Source organism: Streptomyces mutabilis (genome assembly GCF_014649815.1).
Taxonomy (GTDB): Bacteria; Actinomycetota; Actinomycetes; order Streptomycetales; family Streptomycetaceae; genus Streptomyces; species Streptomyces mutabilis.
In genome coordinates this window covers 83835-103635 of sequence record NZ_BMTT01000019.1, presented here as the reverse complement: position 1 = coordinate 103635, position 19801 = coordinate 83835, and the positions used below count along the sequence as shown (strand labels likewise).

Below are 19801 nucleotides of genomic sequence, written 5' to 3'. Positions count from 1 at the left end.
CGGACGGTGGGAACACGGATGTGACATCGGTCGTTCGAGTGACGTCGGACGAGAGTCGGACCGGGCGACAATGAGTGCCTGACCTACTTCACCTGGAGGCACCGTGGCCGGTTTCCGTTCCCCGAACCAGGGGCTCCGCCTGCCGCTGCCCGCGGCCTTCGGCGCGGACCCGAGCGGCGCTCGCCTGGCGCGCATTCGCCGATCGCCGAACTTCCGGGACGGCGTCTTCCAGAACCCCGGGGGCACCGCCAGGACCCGGCCCTCCGGCTCGGCTCGTGAGTTCGCCAAGATCTACTTCGACAAGGAATCGCGGCTGAGCCGCGCGCCCCGGGGCACCGTCCCCGTGCACGCCACCACGCTCGCCGACCTCGCCCGGCCGCCCGCCACCGGTCTGCGTCTGACCTGGTTGGGCCACTCCGGTGTGCTCGCCGAGATCGACGGACGGCGGGTGCTCTTCGACCCCGTGTGGGGCGAGCGCTGCTCCCCGGTCCCCTTCGCCGGCCCCAGGCGGCTGCACCCGGTCCCGGTGCCGCTGGACGCCCTGGGCCCGGTCGACGTCGTCGTCATCTCCCACGACCACTACGACCACCTGGACCTGCCCACCATCAAGGCGCTGGCCGGCACGGACACCGTGTTCGCGGTGCCGCTCGGGGTGGGCGCCCACCTCGAACACTGGGGCGTGTCCGCGGACCGGCTGCGCGAGCTGGACTGGCACGAGTCGACGCGCGTCGGCGGCCTCACGCTCACCGCCACCCCGGCCCGGCACTTCTGCGGGCGCGGCCTGCGCAACACCCAGCACTCCCTGTGGGCGTCCTGGGTCGTGGCGGGCGACGAACACCGCGTCTACCACAGCGGGGACACGGGCTACTTCGACGGCTTCAAGGACATCGGCGCCGCGCACGGGCCCTTCGACGCGACGATGATTCAGCTCGGGGCCTACGCCGAGTTCTGGCCGGACATCCACATGACCCCCGAGGAGGGCCTGCGCGCCCACCTCGACCTGCAGGGAGGCGCTGCGGGCGGCGTGCTGCTGCCGATCCACTGGGGGACGTTCAACCTGGCTCCGCATCCGTGGGCGGAGCCGGGGGAGTGGACGAAGGACGCGGCACAGGAGGCCGGTCAGGCGGTGGCGTTCCCGCGGCCGGGCGAGCCGTTCGAGCCTGCCGGGAAGCTGCCGGTGGAGGCGTGGTGGCGGGCGGTGTCGGGTCCGCTCGCCCACCCGTGGCGTCGACCGCGGATCGCCGAGGGTGCGGCCGGGACGAACCGGGAGGATCTCGACCTCGCGGGTGAGCGGTGACATCGGTCGGGGACGAGCCCGGGGAGACGGTCAGGGCGCGCGAGCGTCCCCGACCGAGGATCCGGTCGCTCAGTACACGCGCACGGCGACCACCAGGGAGTGCCGTGCACCGTGGGTGGCGTCAACCCTGCCCCGCAGGGAACGGACACCGCGGAGCCCGTCCTCGTCGAGGTGATGGACGCGGTGACGGCGGCGGTTGTCGCGCTCGGTGACGACGGTCCGCCAGACACCCCGGGTCTCCAACGTCTGCAGACGGTAGTGGCGCACCAGTTCCGGCATTACCTCGTACGGCGTGCGATGACGATGGAGGTTGTTGAGGTACTCGTCCACGTCGTCGTCGAAGACGAGGTGCACCGTCCGTAGGTTTTGCGGAGTCTCCCAGTCAAGACGCAGCCACTGCTCGGCGCGGCCCGGGTCGTCGAGCGCGGTCGAGGACCACGTCTGCGGCCCCCCGTAGGGGCGTTGGAAACCGCCCACCGCCTTCTCGGGAGCGAGCGCCGCGCTGTCCGGGACCGCCCGGAAGCAGAAGGTCCGGCGGCGCAGCCCGCGCGCCTGCCACTCCAGCACGCGCTGGCCCTCCTCCTCGGAGATGTCGTGTTCGACCGCGGCATCCCCGTCCGCCTTGCGCCGTAGGGCCAGGACGCCGGGTACGCGCTCGTCGGTGAGCCGGAGCGCGACGCCGGTCGCGGCACGTACGACGACGATCACGTTCTCCGGGGCGGCCGGCCGGTGGCCGAGTCGCGCTGTGACCCAGTGCGGCCCCCCGGCGGGCACCCGCACGGTGGTGGTGAGCAGCCGCTCGACGGGGACGGCGTTCTCCGGCAGGCCCGTGCCCCACAACTCCACCGTGAGGTCGGACGTGGCCTTGGCGGAGGCCAGGAACTGCACGGACGCCAATGACGGGAAGCCCGCTCGGGCGGGGGCGGCCGGGTCGACCTGGGCATCCTGTCGCGCACGGACCAGGTGTGGACCTCGGACAACACCGACCCCGCCGACCGGCTCGCCATTAAGCACGGTTTCAGCCAGCTCCACCCCGCGCGGGTGATGGCCGCCTGGGTCACCGAATCGCTGGCTCCGCAGGATGGCGAGGACCACCGTCTCGTCGCCGAGTACGTACTGCACGGCGCTGGGACCCGAGGAGCCCCCACCGTTTCCGACTGCGGGGCCGCCTGCGTGTGCCGGGACACGGGGCGCGGGTACCGGGGAGCGGTCCTCCTCCACCACGGACTGCGCACCGGACTGGGCGGGGACCTGGACGCGACGGTTCTCAGGCTCCGACGCACGCGTACCGGGTGACCGACTGCTGCCCCAGCGGATCGGCAGCAGCACCCCGCCCGAGCCGCGGGTCGTCCTCTGGACCGCGAGTGGCCCGGGGCGGTGGAGGTCGTCACTCGCAGTGACTGAATCTGATCGAGTCGGACCGGTCTCTGGTGCTTTCGGAGCGAAAGCCTCCACGGCTTATCGGTCTGTCGTACGAGGCCTCATACCACAGCGGGACGTTGTCCGAGGGACTTCGTCAACTGCCCACCGCACATGTCGTGGAGGCGACTACTGTCAGTGTCCGTCGGGCGACGCAGGGCCGGATCACCGGTCGGCTCGGTCGGCACCGCGATGGCGCGTGCCCGCTGCCGTCGTGTGTCCGTGTGGCGTCCGCCACCATGCGCACCCCAGGCCCGACCAACGGACCATTACAAGGACCCCGATGTCTCACCTCCGCGCCCCGGCCGCGCGAGCAGACCGCCGCGAGGGCGGGCGGCACGGCCGGCCGGCCTCCCGCACCGCCCCCGCGCTTCCCGCGGCCCACATACGGTCCGGGCTTCTGCGTCTCGCCGTACTGCCGCCCGTCGCGGTCGCCCTCAGCGCCTGCGCGGTCGTCCTGTTCACCGTCCGGTCCACCGGCGTCCGGCCCGGCCTCGTCCTGTGGACCCTGCTCGCCGGGGCGGTCTCGGTGACCGTCGCCGCCGTCGTCATCGCCGCCGTCGCCGCCGTCCGGGCCGCCCGCTCCGTGCAGGACCGCGTCGGCGCCCTGCGCCGCAGCACCGCACGCCAGGAGGGCGATCTGCGTGCCGTGGTCGAGGCGTTGCGCCGCGGGGAGACCCCGCCCCAGCGCAAGCCGCGCGGCGGACCGCCGGACGACGCCGACGCATTCGAGCTGCTCGCCGCCGACCTCTCCCGCGCCCACGACGGCGCCGTCACCGCCGTCGTCCGCGCGGCGCAGCTCTCCAGCCAGGCGGGCAGCGAGCAGAAACTGGAGGTCTTCGTCAACCTCGCCCGGCGCCTGCAGTCCCTGGTGCACCGGGAGATCTCCATCCTGGACGAGCTGGAGAACGAGATCGAGGACCCCGACCTCCTCAAGGGCCTCTTCCACGTCGACCACCTCGCCACCCGCATCCGCCGCCACGCCGAGAACCTCGCCGTGCTCGGCGGCGCCGTCTCCCGCCGGCAGTGGAGCAACCCGGTGGACATGACCGAGGTGCTGCGCTCCGCCATCGCCGAGGTCGAGCAGTACTCCCGGGTCCGGCTGGTCCCCCCGATCGACGGCACCCTGCGCGGCCACGCCGTCGCCGACGTCATCCACCTGCTGGCCGAACTCGTCGAGAACGCCACCCTGTTCTCCGCCCCGCAGACCCAGGTGCTGATGCGGGTCAACCTCGTCACCTCGGGCCTCGCCGTGGAAGTCGAGGACCGCGGGCTCGGCATGCCCGTCGGCGAGCAGAGCCGGATGAACGCCCTGCTCGCCGACCCCGACCAGGTCAACGTCGCCCGCCTGCTCGCGGACGGCCGCATCGGGCTGTACGTCGTCTCCCAGCTCGCCAAGCGGCACGGCATCACCGTCCGCCTGCAGACCAACATCTACGGCGGTGTCCAGGCCGTACTGGTCGTGCCGCAAGCCCTGTTGGGCGCGGAGCCGGGCGTGCTGCCCGGGGGTGCGGCCCGGCCGACGGAGGACACCGGGACGGAGCCGGTACCCGTGCCGCCGTCCCGGCAGCAGCCACGGTCCGTGGCCCCGGTGCAGCAGGCGCCCGTCGGCCCGGGCTCCGTCGTGCCCGGCTCGACCGGACCGGTTCCCGCCGTACCCGGGTCAGCCGCGCCCGGCCACGTGGTACCCGACTCGGCTGCACCCGCTCCCGGTTCCGCCCACGCCGTGCCCGCCCCCGACGCGCCGCCCGGTGCCCACGAGGCGGCCAGGGGCGAGCCCGTGCCACTGCCCGTGCGCGGCGTCCGCGGTGACCGGCCCACCCCGGCCGCCGCCGAGCCCGGGGTCCGGCCCGCCGACCGGGGCGTCATCACCGAGCACGCGGCCACCCCGCCGGTCCCGCGCCACAGCGCGGTGCGCGGCACCATGGGCAAGCCCCAACTGCCCCGCCGCCGCGCCCAGGAGCACATCGCGCCGCAGCTGCGCGGCGGCCCCGCACCGCGCCAGGAACCCGAGCAGTACGCCGGTCACGACCCCGGCCTGATGGCGGCCTTCCAACGTGGCATCGGCCTCGCGGAGGCACAGCAGCGCAGGGAACCGACCCTCACCGAGCCTGCTCCCCCGAGGCCGCTCTCCGTGGAGCCGGCCCGCGTGGAACCGGTCCGCACGGAGCCGTGCCTCACGGAGCCGCTCCCCGAGGAACCGTCCCCCATGGAGCCCGCCCCCAGGGACCCGGCCGGATGACGACCTCCCCCACGACCACTCCCAGCTCCCTCCCCACGACCAGACCCACCCGCACCTCCAACCCCCGCACCACCACTCCCACCACCAGCGCTCCCGCAGACCTTCGTACCTCAAGGAGTCGATCCACCATGGCGAGCGATGCGCCGACCGGCCAAGTGTCCGACCTCGACTGGCTGATGAGCGGCCTCGTCCAGCGCGTACCGCACACGACCAGCGCCGTCCTCCTGTCCGCCGACGGCCTGGTGAAGTCGGTGCACGGACTCGACGCGGACAGCGCCGACCACATGGCGGCCCTGGCCTCCGGCCTGTACTCCCTCGGCCGCAGCGCCGGCGTCCGCTTCGGCGGCGGCGGCGACGTACGGCAGGTCGTCGTCGAACTCGACTCGACCCTGCTCTTCGTCACCACCGCCGGTTCCGGCACCTGCCTCGCCGTACTGGCCGGCCGCGAGGCCGACGCGGCCGTGCTCGGCTACGAGATGGCGATGCTGGTCAAGAGCGTCCGCCCCTACCTGGTCACCGCTCCCCGGCAGCACGCCGTCGAACCACCGGCGATGAGGCCTTGAGGGTGGCCGCGGCCGGCGACGGGCCCTGGCTCGACGACGCGGCCGGACGGCTGGTGCGTCCCTTCACCGTGAGCAACGGCCGTACCCGGCCCACCGTCGCGCTCGACCTGATGTCCCAGGTGATGGCCACGGGAGCGACCCCCCTCGGCTATCTCGGTCCCGAGCACGCGCAGGCACTCGATCTGTGCCGGGCGCCCCTCCCGGTCGCCGAGCTCGCCGCACATCTGAGGCTTCCGGTGGCAGTCACCAAGGTGCTGCTGTCGGACCTCGTCGACTGCGGCGCGCTGACCACCAAACCCCCCGCCGCGTTCCACCACGACCCCACGGACCGGGCCCTTCTGGAGGCAGTGCTCGATGGACTACGACGACAGCTCTGACTACGGCCGCGGATCCGTCCCGGGATCCGGCCACGACACCACCGATCCCTTTCCCACCGCGCTGAAGATCCTGGTGGCGGGCGGTTTCGGAGTGGGCAAGACCACCTTCGTCGGCGCGGTCAGCGAGATCGCCCCGCTGAGCACGGAGGAACTGCTCACCACGGTCAGCGCCAGAACCGACGACCTGGACGGGATCGAGAACAAGCTCGAGACGACCGTGGCCATGGACTTCGGCCGCATCACCCTCGACCCCGAACACGTGCTGTACCTCTTCGGTACGCCCGGCCAGGAACGCTTCTGGTTCATGTGGGACGAACTGTGCGAGGGCGCGCTCGGCGCGGTGATCATCGCCGACACCCGGCGACTCGACGAGTCCTTCGCCGCCGTCGACTTCTTCGAGGAGCGCGGGCTCGGTTTCATCCTCGCGATCAACGAGTTCGACGGCGCCCACCGCTACGACCCCGAGGAGGTGCGCGCCGCGATGGACCTCCATCCCGGAATCCCCATCGTGCGCTGCGACGCCCGGATCTCGAGTTCCGGCGTAGAGACCCTGCTGGCCCTCGTACGTCACCTCATCGACCACACCCCGGCCTCCATCACGGGGTACGGAGCCGGAGCCCGCCCATGAGCTATGACCCGCCGCGCCCGGTCGGACGTCTGCTGCTCACCCCCGAGGACCGGGAGGCCCCCGCCCGGGTGCGACGGCTGCGCCGGCTCGGCCTGGTGGAACGCCCCGACCCGGCCCTCGACACGTTCGCCGCCCACCTCGCCCACCTGGCCGAGGCGCCGTACGCGATGGTCAACTTCCTGGTCGAGGGAGGGCAGTACTTCGCGGGCCTGCGGGTGCCCGAGATACCGCCGGTGACGCGCGGGGACGGCACCAGCCCCGAGTTCGGCCGGGTCCAGCCCCGCGACCACGGCTTCTGCCCCCATGTGGTGGTCCGGCGCAAGGCGCTGGTCCTGGAGGACGTGCGCGACTACCCGCGCTTCGCGGGAAACCCGGTGGTCGACGCCTTCGGCATCCGCTCCTACCTCGGCGCCCCGCTCATCGACAGCACGGGCACGGTACTGGGCACGGTCTCCACGTCCGACGTGCGGCCCCGCACCTGGGGGACGGCGGGCCTGGCCACGATCAAGTCGACGGCGGCCGACCTGGTGCGGCGCATCGAACGCAGCGCGGAGGACGGGCTGCCGCTGTGAATCGCAGGGCAACCGGGCGCCCGGGGCGGGTGGCGTGAAGGAAAGCTGCGGCCGGGCTTAAGAAAGGCTCGATGGACCGGGGGCGGTGTCGTACGGCAGATTGCTGTGCGATTCCCCTCCCCATCCCGCGCGCGGGCAGCTTCGGCATGCCCGGCGCCGGGACCTCACCCCCGTCAGGAGCCGTAGCGTTGAAGGCGCTGGTCAAGGAGAAGGCGGAGCCCGGACTGTGGCTCGCGGACGTGCCCGAGCCCGCCGTCGGACCCGGTGACGTACTCATCAAGGTGCTGCGCACCGGAATCTGCGGCACCGACCTGCACATCCGGGCCTGGGACGGCTGGGCGCAGCAGGCCGTGCACACCCCGCTCGTCCTCGGCCACGAGTTCGTCGGCGAGGTCGTCGAGACCGGCCGCGACGTCACCGACGTCAGAACCGGCGACCGGGTCAGCGGCGAGGGCCACCTCGTCTGCGGGAAGTGCCGCAACTGCCTGGCCGGACGGCGCCACCTGTGCCGCGCCACCGTCGGCCTCGGCGTCGGCCGGGACGGGGCGTTCGCCGAGTACGTCGCCCTGCCCGCGTCCAACGTGTGGGTGCACCGCGTCCCCGTCGACCTCGACGTCGCCGCGATCTTCGACCCCTTCGGCAACGCCGTGCACACCGCCCTGTCCTTCCCGCTGGTCGGCGAGGACGTCCTGATCACCGGCGCCGGACCGATCGGCCTGATGGCCGCCGCCGTCGCCCGGCATGCCGGCGCCCGCAACGTCATGATCACCGACGTGAGCCAGGAGCGCCTCGACCTCGCCCTCAAGGTCGGCGTGAGCCTCGCCCTCGACGTCTCCAAGGCGTCCATCGCCGACGGGCAGCGCGAACTGGGCCTGCGCGAGGGCTTCGACATCGGCCTGGAGATGTCCGGCCGCCCGGAGGCGATGCGAGACATGATCGCCAACATGACGCACGGCGGCCGGATCGCGATGCTCGGCCTGCCCGCCGAGGAGTTCCCGGTCGACTGGGCCCGCGTCGTCACCTCGATGATCACCGTCAAGGGCATCTACGGCCGCGAGATGTTCGAGACCTGGTACGCCATGTCGGTGCTGCTCGAAGGCGGCCTCGACCTCGCCCCCGTCATCACCGGCCGCTACAGCCACCGCGACCACGAGGCCGCCTTCGCCGACGCCGCCAGCGGCAAGGGCGGCAAGGTCATCCTCGACTGGACCGCGTAGGACGTCCGCGCGAGACGACCGCCCAAGACGTACGTACTCCTAGGAGCTTTTCGATGTTCGACTCCGTGCGCGACGACCTGCGCGCCACCCTCGACGAGATCCGCGCCGCCGGCCTGCACAAGCCCGAGCGCGTCATCGGCACCCCGCAGTCCGCGACCGTCAACGTCACCGCCGGCGGGCGCCCCGGCGAGGTCCTCAACTTCTGCGCCAACAACTACCTCGGCCTCGCCGACCACCCCGAGGTCGTCGCCGCCGCCCACGAGGCGCTGGACCGCTGGGGCTACGGCATGGCCTCCGTGCGCTTCATCTGCGGCACCCAGGAGGTGCACAAGGAACTGGAGGCCCGGCTCTCCGCGTTCCTCGGCCAGGAGGACACGATCCTCTACTCCTCCTGCTTCGACGCCAACGGCGGCGTCTTCGAGACCCTCCTCGGCCCCGAGGACGCGGTGATTTCCGACGCCCTCAACCACGCCTCGATCATCGACGGCATCCGCCTCAGCAAGGCCAGGCGCTTCCGCTACGCCAACCGCGACCTGGCCGACCTGGAGACCCAGCTCAAGGCCGCCGGCGACGCCCGCCGCAAGCTGATCGTCACCGACGGCGTCTTCTCCATGGACGGCTACGTCGCCCCGCTCGCCGACATCTGTGACCTGGCCGACCGCTACGACGCCATGGTGATGGTCGACGACTCGCACGCCGTCGGCTTCGTCGGCCCCGGCGGACGCGGCACCCCCGAACTGCACGGCGTCATGGACCGCGTCGACATCATCACCGGCACCCTCGGCAAGGCCCTCGGCGGCGCCTCCGGCGGCTACGTCGCCGCCCGCGCCGAGATCGTCGCCCTGCTGCGCCAGCGCTCGCGGCCCTACCTCTTCTCCAACACCCTCGCCCCGGTGATCGCCGCCGCCTCCCTCAAGGTGCTCGACCTGCTGGAGTCGGCCGACGACCTGCGGGTGCGGCTCGCCGAGAACACCGCCCTGTTCCGCCGCCGGATGACCGAGGAGTACTTCGACATCCTCCCTGGCGACCACGCCATCGCCCCCGTCATGATCGGCGACGCGTCGCAGGCCGGCCGTATGGCGGAGCTGCTGCTGGAGCGCGGCGTCTACGTGATCGGCTTCTCCTACCCGGTCGTGCCGCAGGGCCAGGCCCGCATCCGCGTGCAGCTGTCCGCCGCCCACTCCACGCAGGACGTGCACCGCGCGGTGGACGCCTTCGTGGCGGCGCGGGCGGAGCTGGACGCCTGACGCGTGCGTGACCTGCGCACACGGGTGAGAGAATCGACGCCGTGATCGAAGCGCGGCGGCTGCACATCCTCCGGGCGGTGGCGGACCACCGCACCGTGACGGCCGCTGCCGCCGCGCTCTACCTCACCCCGTCGGCGGTCTCCCAGCAGCTCGCCGCCCTGGAGCAGGAGACCGGGCACCGCCTGGTCGAGCGTGGCGCCAAGGGCGTACGGCTGACCCCGGCCGGCGAGATCCTGCTCAGCCACACCAACGCCGTCCTCGCCCAGCTGGAGCGGGCCGAGGCCGAGCTCGCCGCGTACAGCTCGGGGGAGGCCGGCACGGTCACGGTCGCCTCCTTCGCGACCGGCATCGCCCTGGTCGTCGCGCCCGCGCTGGCCCGCCTAGGCGAGTCGGCGCCCGGCATCCGCATCCGCGTGCAGGACGCGGAGGGCGACGCCAGTCTGCCGATGGTCCTGGACCGGCAGGTCGACGTGGCGGTCGCCGTCGAGTACCGCGGGGCGCCGCCCGCCGACGACCCCCGCCTGACCCACGTCCCCCTGTACGCCGAGCCCTTCGACGCGGTCGTCCCGCTCGCCCACCGGCTCGCCGATGCCGCCGAGGTCCCGCTCGCCGAGTTGGCCAAGGACTCTTGGATCGGCCCCTACCCGGGCAATCCGTGCCATGACGTCGTAGTCCTGGCCTGCGAGAACGCCGGTTTCCAGCCCCGCATGGAGCACTCCTCGGACGACTTCCGCGCGGTGGTGTCCCTCGCCGCCGCCGACGTCGGCGTGGCCCTCGTCCCGCGCTCGGCGCTGCACGGCACCGACCTGACCGGCGTGGTCGTCCGCCCGGTCGACGGCGTCGCGCCGACCCGCCGCGTATTCGCGGCCGTACGCCGGGGCGCCGAGGAGCACCCGCTGATCCGCCCGGTGCTGGACGCGCTCGACGAGGCGGCGCGGACGTGAGGCTTCCGTAACACGGACGTCTCACATCCGGGATAGCTTCCCGGATGTGAGAGACGACGGAGACTCCGTGGACGCCCGCCTCGCCGCCAGGCTGGCCGAACTGCGTGCCGAACACGGCTGGTCCCTGGAAGAGCTGGCCGAGCGCAGCGGGGTGAGCAGGTCCACCCTGTCGAGGGCTGAACGGGCTCAGACCAGCCCCACCGCTGCCGTGCTGAACCGTTTGTGCGCGGTCTACGGGCGCACCATGTCCCGGCTGCTCGGTGAGGTCGAGGCGGAACCCGCGCTGCTGGTACGGGTCGCCGAGCAGCCCGTGTGGGAGGACGGGGCCGCCGGGTTCGTTCGCCGCTCGGTGTCCCCGCCGCACCCGGGGATGCGGGGCGAACTGGTCGAGGGCCGGCTCGCCGCCGGCGCCGACATCGCCTACGACCGACCGCCCGTGCCGGGCCTCGAACAGCACGTCTGGGTCCTGGAGGGAGCCCTGGAGATCACCACGCAGGGTGTCGAGCACCGCCTCGGCACCGGGGACTGCCTGCGGATGCGGGTGTGGGGTCCGACGCGCTTCCGGTGCACCGGACCAGGGGGCGTGCGCTACGCGCTGGCGGTGGTGCTGCCGTGATCGTGGACCGCGTCGACGAGCAGGGACTGACGGCACGGCTGGACCGGTTGGCCGGCCTGCTGTCCGACACCGTCGAGAGCGGGGCGTCCGTCGGCTTCCTCGCACCGCTGGGTCACGCGCAGGCCGTCGCCTGGTGGCGCGGCCGGGTCGCCGAAGTGGCCGCAGGCCGGCTCGCCGTGTGGGTCGCGCGGGAGGGGGAGCGGGTGACCGGGACCGTGAGCCTGGCCCTGCCGGACAAACCCAACAGCCGCCATCGTGCCGAGCTGGTCAAGCTGATGGTCGCCCGGGAGACACGTGGCCGAGGACTGGGCCGGGGGCTCCTGGCCACCGCCGAGGAGGCCGCCGCGGCGGCCGGCATCACCCTCCTCCACCTCGACACGGAGACGGGCAGCCCCGCCGAACACCTCTACCGCTCCGCCGGGTGGACCCGGGCCGGGACGATCCCCGACTACGCCGCCGACCCGGGCGGCGAACTGCGGCCCACGACGCTCTACTTCAAGCGGGTCGGAGCCCTCGCCGACGCCGGGTGATTGTCAGTGGCGGCGGCTACGGTGCCTGACATGCCGGACGCAGAAGACGTACGCAGTATCGCCCTGTCCCTGCCGGACACGACGGAAAAGATCGCCTGGAGCATGCCCACGTTCCGGGTGGCGGGGAAGATGTTCGCCACGCTGCCCGAGGACGAGACCTCCATCGCGGTGCGCTGCCCCAAGGAGGAGCGCGACGAACTCGTGCTGGCCGAGCCGGAGAAGTTCTGGATCGCGGGCCACGAGGCGCAGTTCGCCTGGGTGCGGGTCCGCCTCGCGGCACTGGAGGGCGAGGACGAGCTGCGCGACATCCTCGCCGACTCCTGGCGCCAGGCGGCCCCGCCCCGGCTGCTGGAGGCCCATCCTCGGCTGGGGCTGCCGTCCGGGGGGTCCGGGGGCTGAAAATCCCTCGGGCGTTGTCAGTGCCCCGTGGCATGATCCGGGGACGTGCGTGGCAGCCGGGGCCGGAGGGGGGCTCCGGCTGCCAGGAGTACGACGCGCGGGGTGAGCAGGGGGCGCACGGGACGGGGGGCGGCGGGAGCGGCCGGGGGAGGAGGGTGCGGGATGGCCGGGGCGTCGTCGCGGACCGGGCAGGAGGGGACGGCACGTGCCGAGAAGGCGCGGGCCGTCTGGTCGCGGGACTTCGCGCTGTTCTTCACCGCCCGGGCGATCGCCCGGCTCGGGGACACCATGCTGCCGGTCGCGCTCGCCGCGGGCCTGCTCCAGCACGGGTACGGGGCGGGCGCGGTCGGCCTCGCCATGGCCGCGACCGCCGCCGCCTTCGCCGGCCTGGTCGTCTTCGGTGGAGTCCTCGCCGACCGCTTCAGCACCCGCAAGCTGATGATCGGTGCCGACCTGGTGCGGCTCGGCACCCAGGCCCTGGCCGCCGTGCTCTTCTTCTCCGGGCACGTCGTGCTGTGGCAGATCTGCGCCATCGGGTTCGTCAACGGGGTCGCGGGCGCCGTCTTCCAGCCGGGCGTCGCCAGCACCGTGCCCCGGCTCGCCTCCGACATCCAGGGCGCCAACGGCGCGATACGCGTCGCCGAGTCCGCCGCCCAATTGGCCGGCCCCGCCGTCGCCGGCCTCCTGGTCGGCTTCGCCTCGCCGGGCGGTGTATTCGCCGCCCACGCCACCACGTACGCGGTCAGCGCCCTGTGCCTGCTGCTGCTCCGGCTGCCCCCGCTCGCGCCGGGCAGCCGCACCGTGGCCGGCCGTGGCCCCAAGGCGTTCCGTGCCGACCTGGTCGAGGGTTGGCGGGAGTTCCGCTCCCGTCAGTGGCTGTGGGGCGTCATCGCCGTCTGGTGCCTCTACATGATCGCCGTCTGGGGCCCGACCGTCCCCTTGGTGGCGACCGAGGTGGTGGGGGAACACGGCCCGCGCGCCTACGGCCTGGTCAACTCCGCCCTGGGCGCCGGCACCGTCGTCGGCGGGCTCTTCGCGCTGCGGCTGCGCCCTCGCCGCATGCTCCGCGCCGGGGCGATCGCCCTGGTCGGCTTCGCCGCGTTCCCCATGAGCGTCGGTGCCGGGCTCGGCGTACCGGCCGTGGCGACCGGCGCCGCCGTTGCCGGGGCCGGGATGTCCTTCTGGGGCGTGATGTGGGCGACCAGCGTGCAGACCCAGGTCCCACCGGGCGTACTGAACCGCATCCACGCCTACGACGTGGCGGGGTCGCTGGCGATGATGCCCGTCGGCCAGGCCCTCGCCGGTCCCGCCGCCTCGGCCCTCGGCGCCGACCACGTGCTCCTCGTCGCCGGCGTGACGAGCTTCGGCGTGTGCGCCGCCCTGCTCCTGATACCGGCGGTACGCAGACTGGTGCGGGTCGACGTCGCCGCGTCGGCCTCGGGGCGGACGGCGGCGGCGCCGGAGCCGTCCCGCGCGGAGAAGCGCTGACCGGACGTTCACATTGGTGGGTCGTAGAGGGCCCCGGGCGGGCCCCGGAAAGCGATGCGCGACCACCGGCCCGAGTGCGGTATGGTTTTCCTGCACGTTCGGCCGGGGGAAACCCCAGGTCAGGCGGGTAACGGGACGTGGCGCAGCTTGGTAGCGCACTTGACTGGGGGTCAAGGGGTCGCAGGTTCAAATCCTGTCGTCCCGACTGGAGACAGTCCTTGATCGAGGGGCGGTTTCGGAGAGATCCGAAACCGCCCCTCGATTGTTCTCCCTGCGGCGTGCCTGGGCGGTCAGGCGAGATGCCCGATATATCACTGTCGGGTGTCCGCGCTCGTCCTCTGCCACTTCGCGCTCGCGCTGTTCGCCGCGCCGCTGGTGAGGCGGTGCGGAACCCGTGCGTTCCTCGCGCTGGCCCTGCCGCCCGCGGGGGCCGCCGTCTGGGCGGCCACCCGGTGGAGCACGACGGCGGCGGGCGGCGCCGACACCGTCGAGTGGATCTGGCTGCCCGCCTACCGCGTGGACTGGGCGCTGCGGCTGGACGCCCTGGCCGAACTCATGGTGCTGCTCGCCGCGGGCGTGGGCACCCTCGTCCTGGTCTACTGCGCCTCGTACTTCGACGACCGGTCGCGGCAACTGGGCAGGTTCGCCGGGAACCTCCTCGCCTTCGCCGGGGCGATGCTGGGCCTGGTCCTCGCCGACGATCTCATCCTGCTGTACATCTTCTGGGAACTGACGACCGTCTTCTCCTACCTGCTGATCGGCCAGACCAGCGACCACAAACGGAACCGGCGCAGCGCCCTGCAGGCCCTGACGGTCACCACCCTCGGCGGACTGACCATGCTCGTCGGCTTCCTGGTCCTGGGGCACGAGGCCGGCACCTACCGGATCTCGGCGATCCTCGCCGACCCCCCGCCCGCGTCCACGGCGCTGTCCACGGCGGTCGTGCTGATCCTCGTCGGCGCCCTCTCCAAGTCCGCGATCTGGCCGTTCAGCCTGTGGCTGCCCAACGCCATGGCCGCCCCCACCCCGGTCAGCGCCTACCTGCACGCCGCCGCCATGGTCAAGGCCGGCGTCTACCTCATCGCCCGGCTCGCCCCCGCCTTCGCGGAGGTCACGCCCTGGCGGCCGCTGCTGCTCGTCCTGGGCTCCGCGACGATGCTGATGGGCGGCTGGCGGGCGCTGCGCCTCAACGACCTGAAACTCGTCCTCGCGTACGGCACCGTCAGCCAGCTCGGCTTCCTCACCGTCCTCGCCGGCGCGGGCCGCCACGACACGGGCCTCGCCGCCACCGCCATGATCCTCGGGCATGCCCTGTTCAAGGCCCCGCTCTTCCTGGTCACCGGGATCATCGACCACGCCACCGGTACCCGCGACCTGCGCAGACTCTCCGGGCTCGGGCGCCGGCTGCCCGCCGTGTGCGCCGTGGCCTCGGTCGCCGGACTGTCCATGGCCGCGGTGCCACCACTGCTCGGCTTCACCGCCAAGGAAGCCGCCTTCCAGTCCCTCCTGGACGGGAACACCGCCGACCGCTGCGCGCTCGCCATGATCGTCGTCGGCTCGGCCCTGACCACCGCCTACACCCTGCGCTACCTGTGGGGCGCCTTCGCCCGCAAGCCCGGCACCCCCGACACGGAGGCCCACGCCGTCCCGCCGGCCTTCCTCGCGCCGCCCGCCGTGCTCGCCCTGGCCTGCCTCGTCCTCGGCCCCGGCACGCCCTGGCTCCAAGGGCTCCTCGGCACCTACGCCGCGCAGTTCCCCGTACCCGCACACCCCTACCGCCTGGCGCTGTGGCACGGGGCGGGCCTCGCCCTCGGCCTGTCCTGCGCGGCCTGGACGGGCGGAGTGCTGCTCTTCCTCGCCGCGTGCCCCGTCCAGCGGGTAGGCCGGCTCCTCGCCTGGCGCTCCGCCGACCGGAACTTCGGGCAGCTGCTGCTCGCACTGGAGCGCACCGCCCTGCAGTGCACCGGTTTCGTGCAGCGCGGCTCCCTTTCGGTGTACCTGGTGACGACCATGAGCGTGGTCCTCGCCGGGCAGGTCGCCGTCCTGATCGCGGACGAACCGTGGACCTCGGTACCCGCCCCCCGGCTGTGGGACCACCCGGCCCAGGCCGGCATCGCGCTGCTGACCTGCGCGGCCGCCCTGCTGTGCCTGAGCGTGCGACGCCGGATGAAGGCCGTCGTGTTCGCCGGTCTCACCGGGTACGGCACCGCGCTGCTCTTCGTGGCGCAGGGCGCGCCCGACCTCGCGTTGACGCAGTTCTGCGTGGAGACCGTTTCGATGATCGTCTTCGTACTCGTGCTGCGCCGGATGCCGGTGCACTTCGAGGAGAACTACAGCCGGCGGCGGCGCGCGCTGCGGATGCCGGTGGCGCTCGCCGGCGGCGCCGCCGTCGCCTTCGTCGTCTGGATCATGGCGGGGCACCGCCGGGCCGACAGCGCCGGGGCGGCAATGGTCGAGGAGACCGCCCACCACGGCCTGAAGGACGTCGTCGCGACGATCCTCGTCGACCTGCGGGCCTGGGACACGATGGGGGAGTCCGCGGTGCTCGCCGCCGCCGCGATCGGCGTCACCAGTCTCATCTACCTGCACCGCCGTACCGACACCGCCGAGCAGCCGGTGCTACCGCTGCCCGGGGACCCCCCGCACGCCGGCCTGCGCACCGCCTGGCGGGCGAACCCGTACGAACTCGCGGGCCTGCCCAGCGGCGACGAGGGCGCGCCGGAGCGGACCTGGCTCGCGGCCAGTTCTACACTCGCGCCCGAACGCCGGTCCGTCGTCCTGGAAGTGGTCGCGAACCTCATCTTCCACCCCATCCTCGTCCTCTCCGTCTACCTGCTGATGTGCGCGGAGAACCTGCCGGGCGGCGGCTTCGTCGCCGGCCTGACCGCCGGCGTCGCCTTCATCGCCCGCTACCTCGCGGGCGGGCGGCACGAACTCGCCGACGCCGTGCCCTTCAAATCGGGCGTGTTCACCGGGCTCGGCCTGTTCCTGTCCACGGGGGTCGCGCTGGGCGGCCTCGCCGAGGGCACCGTGCTGCACGGCTGGACCTGGCACGGCCACCTGCCCGTGTGGGGCGACGCCCACATGTCCACCGCCGTCCTCTTCGACTGCGGCGTCTACCTCCTCGTGCTCGGCGTGGTCCTCGACATCCTGCGGGCGCTCGGCGCACGCATCGACCGGCAGATCGAACGGGCCGCCGACCGGCGCGGCCGGCACGGTGAGGCGGGTCCCGCATGACCGTGAGCCTCGCCCTCCTGGTGGCCGCCGCCGTCCTCAGCGCCGTCGGTGCCAGCCTGCTGCTGACCCGGTCCCTGACGCGGATCCTGCTCGGCGCGGTCGTCCTCGGCAACGGCGTCAACCTGCTGGTCCTCGCCTCGACGGGCAGCGCGGGCGACGCGCCGCTGCTCTACGCGAAGGTCATCCGCAACCGCGTCACCGACCCGCTGCCCCAGGCCATCGCCCTCACCGCGATCGTCATCACCCTCGCCACCACCGCGTTCCTGCTCGCCATGGCCTACCGCAGCCACCAGGTCACCGGGACCGACGAGATCAGCGACGACACCGAGGACCGGCTGGTGGCCCTGCGCGCGGAGTTCCTCGACCGGCGTGGCGAACTGCGGGACCGCTACCGCGAGGCGCGCGCCGAGCACGGCACCGACCCCGAACTGAGCGCCCGCTACCGCGCCGCACGCAGACGGCTGCGCCGGCGGGTCCGCGAGGAACGCGCCTACCAGGCCCGCGCCAACGACGTCTCCGGGAGCCTCTGGAACGACGTCCTCGGCGCCGATCCCCAGGACTACCGCGAGGGACTGGAACTGGGCTCGACCGACGCGGCGGGTCGCCCGGGACCGGCTCCGGCGCGCGTCGCGGGGCCCTCCAACGACCCCGAGGAGTCCGGCCGCGAGCCCGACTCCCACCCCGGCGAGGACTCCTGCCACCCGTCGCCCGACCAGCCCGACGACCCCGAGGGCGCCGGCACGGAAGGAACCAGGTGAACGCGCTCGTCCCCCTCCCCGTCCTGCTGCCCCTGTGCGTCACGGGCCTGAAGCTCGCCATCGGCCCCAGGATCCAGCGGTTCCAGCGCTTCATCACGCTCGCCGTGCTCGGCGCGGTCCTCGTGCTGTCCGTGCTCCTCATGGTGGCCGCCGACCGGCACGGCCCGCTAAGCGTGCACCTCGGCGACTTCGCACCGCCGATCGGCATCACCCTCGTCGCCGACCGGCTCGCGGGTCTGATGCTCACCGTGTCCAGCGCCGTCACCCTGCTCGTCAACCTGTACTCGCTGGGCCAGGGCATGGCCGACCGGGACGACCAGACGCCGGTCGGCGTCTTCCACCCCGCCTACCTCATCCTCGTGGCCGGCGTCTCCTGCACCTTCCTGGCCGGAGACCTCGTCAACCTCTACGTCGGCTTCGAGATCATGCTCGTCGCGAGCTTCGTCCTGCTCACCATCGGCGGCACCGTGACCCGTATCCGGGCCGGATCGACGTACGTGATCATCTCGCTGTTCTCCTCGGTGCTGTTCCTCGTCGCGATCGCCATGACGTATTCGGTGGCGGGGACCGTGAACTTCGCCCAGCTCGCGGGGCGGCTGCAGGAAGTCCCGCTCGGGGTGCGCACCCTGTTGGAGGCCATGCTGCTGACGGTCTTCGCGATCAAGGCGGCGGTGTTCCCCCTCGCCGCCTGGCTGCCCGACTCCTACCCGACCGCGCCCGCGCCGGTCACCGCGGTCTTCGCCGGCCTGCTGACCAAGGTCGGCGTGTACTCGATGCTGCGCACCCAGACCCTGCTCTTCCCCGGCCACCGCCTCGGCGACGTGCTGATGCTCGCCGCGCTCGCCTCCATGGTCGTCGGCATCCTCGGCGCGGTCGCCCAGACCGACCTGAAGCGGGTGCTGTCCTTCACCCTCATCAGCCACATCGGCTACATGGTCTTCGGCATCGCGCTCGCGGGGCGCGGCTCGATCGGCGGGGCGATCGTGTACGTTGCCCACCACATCACCGTGCAGACCACGCTCTTCCTCGTCGCAGGGCTCATCGAACGGCGCGACGGCACCACGGAACTCACCCGCCTCGGCGGCCTGGCGAAGACCGCGCCAGTGCTCTCCGCGCTGTTCTTCGTGCCCGCCATGAACCTGGCGGGCATCCCGCCGCTGTCCGGGTTCATCGGCAAGCTCGGCCTGATGCGGGCGGGCGTCGACAACGGCGGTGGCTGGGCCTGGGCGCTGGTCGCCGGGTCCGCCGCCACCAGCCTGCTCACCCTCTACGTGATGGCGAAGGTCTGGAACCTCGCGTTCTGGCGCGACGCGCCGCCGGGGACCGAGGGCGAGGGCGTCGTGCTGGAGTCCGCCGGCGACGAGCCGGGCGATGAGCCGGGCGACGAGTCCGGCGACGACGAGGACGGCGGGGCGACCGGCTCCGGGAGCGGCCTGCCGGTACCGGCGGGCGCCGTGGTCTCCGCCGGCTTCCTGGGACAGTCCATCACCACCACCAAGCGGCTGCCCTGGCCGATGCTGGCGGCGACCGGCGCCGCCGTCGCCCTCGGCCTGCTCTACACCGTGCTCAGCGGCCCCCTCACCAGCTTCACCGACGCGGCCGCCGCCGAACTCCTCGCCCGTACCCCCTACATCGAGGCGGTGCTCGGCCGATGAGCAACCTCTACCGCGACCGTTCCCCCTACAGCTGGTCGTTCCGTATCGGCGGCGGCAGACGCGTCCTCGACCTGCCGCTCATCGCCTGGCTCACGGTCATCTGGATCCTGCTGTGGGGCACCCTCTCCTGGGCCAACCTCGTCAACGGCGTCGTCGTCGCGGTGAGCCTGTGCCTCGCCTTCCCGCTGCCCGCCGTCGACCTCGGCCTGCGACTGCGCCCGCTGGGCATCCTGCGGCTGGCGGCCTACCTGCTGTACGACATGTTCTCCTCCAGCGTCGAGGTCACCCGGCAGATCTTCGCCCGGGGCCTCTACCACGCCGCGGTCGTCGCCGTTCCGCTGCGGGTGCGCAGCGACCTCATGCTCACGGCCACCGCCGTCGCCGTCTCCAACGTCCCCGGCGGCTCGGTGATCGAGGTGCGCCGGTCGACGGCGACCGTGTTCCTGCACGTCCTCGACGCCGACGACCCCGGCGAGATCGAGAGCGCCCAGCGGTCGGTGTGGCGCATGGAGGAACTCGTCGCCCGCGCCTTCGGCACCGCCGAGGACATCGCCCACGTCACCCGTCCCGTACCGGAAGGGAACCCCTCCCCGTGACCACCCTGCACAACGT

18 protein-coding genes, 1 tRNA gene and 1 pseudogene are annotated in these 19801 nt (G+C 72.9%); 19 read left to right on the top strand and 1 reads right to left on the bottom strand.

The window, feature by feature from the left end; translation table 11 throughout:
• Positions 1-103: 103 nt before the first annotated feature.
• Positions 104-1297, top strand: a complete 1194-nt coding sequence (locus IE142_RS29150) for an MBL fold metallo-hydrolase (RefSeq protein WP_191888508.1) — start codon at positions 104-106, stop codon at positions 1295-1297.
• 69 nt (positions 1298-1366) lie between these two features.
• Here the strand turns inward: IE142_RS29150 and IE142_RS29145 are convergent, their stop codons facing one another.
• Positions 1367-2185, bottom strand: coding sequence for a hypothetical protein (locus IE142_RS29145; RefSeq protein ID WP_191888507.1), 819 nt, complete (start codon positions 2183-2185; stop codon positions 1367-1369).
• Positions 2186-2200: 15 nt separating this feature from the next.
• Here IE142_RS29145 and IE142_RS29140 point away from each other — a divergent pair.
• From IE142_RS29140 to IE142_RS29055, 18 genes and pseudogenes are all read left to right on the top strand, one after another.
• A pseudogene (locus IE142_RS29140) lies at positions 2201-2593 on the top strand (alpha-galactosidase); the annotation flags it as partial.
• A 406-nt stretch (positions 2594-2999) separates the two neighbouring features.
• Complete coding sequence (locus tag IE142_RS29135; protein ID WP_191888506.1) at positions 3000-4958, top strand: sensor histidine kinase; 1959 nt, start codon at positions 3000-3002, stop codon at positions 4956-4958.
• A gap of 128 nt (positions 4959-5086) precedes the next feature.
• Positions 5087-5521, top strand: a complete 435-nt coding sequence (locus IE142_RS29130; RefSeq protein ID WP_191888505.1) for a roadblock/LC7 domain-containing protein — start codon at positions 5087-5089, stop codon at positions 5519-5521.
• Positions 5522-5523: 2 nt separating this feature from the next.
• Complete coding sequence (locus tag IE142_RS29125) at positions 5524-5898, top strand: DUF742 domain-containing protein (RefSeq protein WP_019330485.1); 375 nt, start codon at positions 5524-5526, stop codon at positions 5896-5898.
• Complete coding sequence (locus IE142_RS29120; protein WP_191888504.1) at positions 5876-6526, top strand: GTP-binding protein; 651 nt, start codon at positions 5876-5878, stop codon at positions 6524-6526. The genes IE142_RS29125 and IE142_RS29120 overlap by 23 nt, the downstream gene beginning before the upstream one ends.
• A complete protein-coding gene (locus tag IE142_RS29115) occupies positions 6523-7098 on the top strand; it encodes a GAF domain-containing protein (protein WP_191888503.1) in 576 nt (191 codons plus the stop codon). Before IE142_RS29120 ends, IE142_RS29115 begins: the two co-directional genes overlap by 4 nt.
• Positions 7099-7286: 188 nt before the next feature.
• Positions 7287-8315: an L-threonine 3-dehydrogenase gene (gene tdh / locus IE142_RS29110; protein WP_191888502.1), complete on the top strand. Its 1029-nt coding sequence runs from the start codon at positions 7287-7289 to the stop codon at positions 8313-8315.
• A 53-nt stretch (positions 8316-8368) separates the two neighbouring features.
• Positions 8369-9562, top strand: a complete 1194-nt coding sequence (locus tag IE142_RS29105) for a glycine C-acetyltransferase (protein ID WP_191888501.1) — start codon at positions 8369-8371, stop codon at positions 9560-9562.
• Between the two features lie 41 nt (positions 9563-9603).
• Positions 9604-10506, top strand: coding sequence for a LysR family transcriptional regulator (locus IE142_RS29100; protein ID WP_191888500.1), 903 nt, complete (start codon positions 9604-9606; stop codon positions 10504-10506).
• A 46-nt stretch (positions 10507-10552) separates the two neighbouring features.
• Positions 10553-11122 (top strand): helix-turn-helix domain-containing protein, encoded by a 570-nt coding sequence (locus IE142_RS29095; protein WP_191888499.1) that lies wholly within the window; start codon positions 10553-10555, stop codon positions 11120-11122.
• On the top strand, positions 11119-11652 hold the full coding sequence (locus tag IE142_RS29090; protein WP_191888498.1) for a GNAT family N-acetyltransferase: 534 nt from the start codon (positions 11119-11121) through the stop codon (positions 11650-11652). The genes IE142_RS29095 and IE142_RS29090 overlap by 4 nt, the downstream gene beginning before the upstream one ends.
• A gap of 30 nt (positions 11653-11682) precedes the next feature.
• Positions 11683-12051 carry an MmcQ/YjbR family DNA-binding protein gene (locus IE142_RS29085; RefSeq protein WP_191888497.1) on the top strand — a complete coding sequence of 123 codons (369 nt, stop codon included), beginning with the start codon at positions 11683-11685 and terminating at the stop codon, positions 12049-12051.
• Between the two features lie 162 nt (positions 12052-12213).
• Positions 12214-13539 carry an MFS transporter gene (locus tag IE142_RS29080; RefSeq protein WP_191888496.1) on the top strand — a complete coding sequence of 442 codons (1326 nt, stop codon included), beginning with the start codon at positions 12214-12216 and terminating at the stop codon, positions 13537-13539.
• A 131-nt stretch (positions 13540-13670) separates the two neighbouring features.
• Positions 13671-13744 (top strand) — tRNA-Pro (locus IE142_RS29075).
• 116 nt (positions 13745-13860) lie between these two features.
• Entirely contained in the window at positions 13861-16776 is a 2916-nt protein-coding gene (locus IE142_RS29070) for a Na+/H+ antiporter subunit A (RefSeq protein WP_191888495.1), read from the top strand.
• Complete coding sequence (locus tag IE142_RS29065; protein ID WP_191888494.1) at positions 16773-17534, top strand: Na(+)/H(+) antiporter subunit C; 762 nt, start codon at positions 16773-16775, stop codon at positions 17532-17534. Before IE142_RS29070 ends, IE142_RS29065 begins: the two co-directional genes overlap by 4 nt.
• Complete coding sequence (locus IE142_RS29060) at positions 17531-19189, top strand: Na+/H+ antiporter subunit D (protein WP_191888493.1); 1659 nt, start codon at positions 17531-17533, stop codon at positions 19187-19189. Before IE142_RS29065 ends, IE142_RS29060 begins: the two co-directional genes overlap by 4 nt.
• Positions 19186-19785 (top strand): Na+/H+ antiporter subunit E, encoded by a 600-nt coding sequence (locus tag IE142_RS29055; protein ID WP_191888492.1) that lies wholly within the window; start codon positions 19186-19188, stop codon positions 19783-19785. The genes IE142_RS29060 and IE142_RS29055 overlap by 4 nt, the downstream gene beginning before the upstream one ends.
• Positions 19786-19801: the final 16 nt, after the last annotated feature.

Excerpts from the sequence above, each read along its gene's own strand:
- IE142_RS29135 (WP_191888506.1), top strand. The coding sequence starts at position 3,000 with ATGTCTCACCTCCGCGCCCCGGCCGCGCGAGCAGACCGCCGCGAGGGC.
- IE142_RS29130 (WP_191888505.1), top strand. The coding sequence starts at position 5,087 with ATGGCGAGCGATGCGCCGACCGGCCAAGTGTCCGACCTCGACTGGCTG.
- IE142_RS29120 (WP_191888504.1), top strand. The coding sequence starts at position 5,876 with ATGGACTACGACGACAGCTCTGACTACGGCCGCGGATCCGTCCCGGGA.
- IE142_RS29115 (WP_191888503.1), top strand. The coding sequence starts at position 6,523 with ATGAGCTATGACCCGCCGCGCCCGGTCGGACGTCTGCTGCTCACCCCC.
- IE142_RS29105 (WP_191888501.1), top strand. The coding sequence starts at position 8,369 with ATGTTCGACTCCGTGCGCGACGACCTGCGCGCCACCCTCGACGAGATC.
- IE142_RS29085 (WP_191888497.1), top strand. The coding sequence starts at position 11,683 with ATGCCGGACGCAGAAGACGTACGCAGTATCGCCCTGTCCCTGCCGGAC.
- IE142_RS29080 (WP_191888496.1), top strand. The coding sequence starts at position 12,214 with ATGGCCGGGGCGTCGTCGCGGACCGGGCAGGAGGGGACGGCACGTGCC.
- IE142_RS29065 (WP_191888494.1), top strand. The coding sequence starts at position 16,773 with ATGACCGTGAGCCTCGCCCTCCTGGTGGCCGCCGCCGTCCTCAGCGCC.
- IE142_RS29055 (WP_191888492.1), top strand. The coding sequence starts at position 19,186 with ATGAGCAACCTCTACCGCGACCGTTCCCCCTACAGCTGGTCGTTCCGT.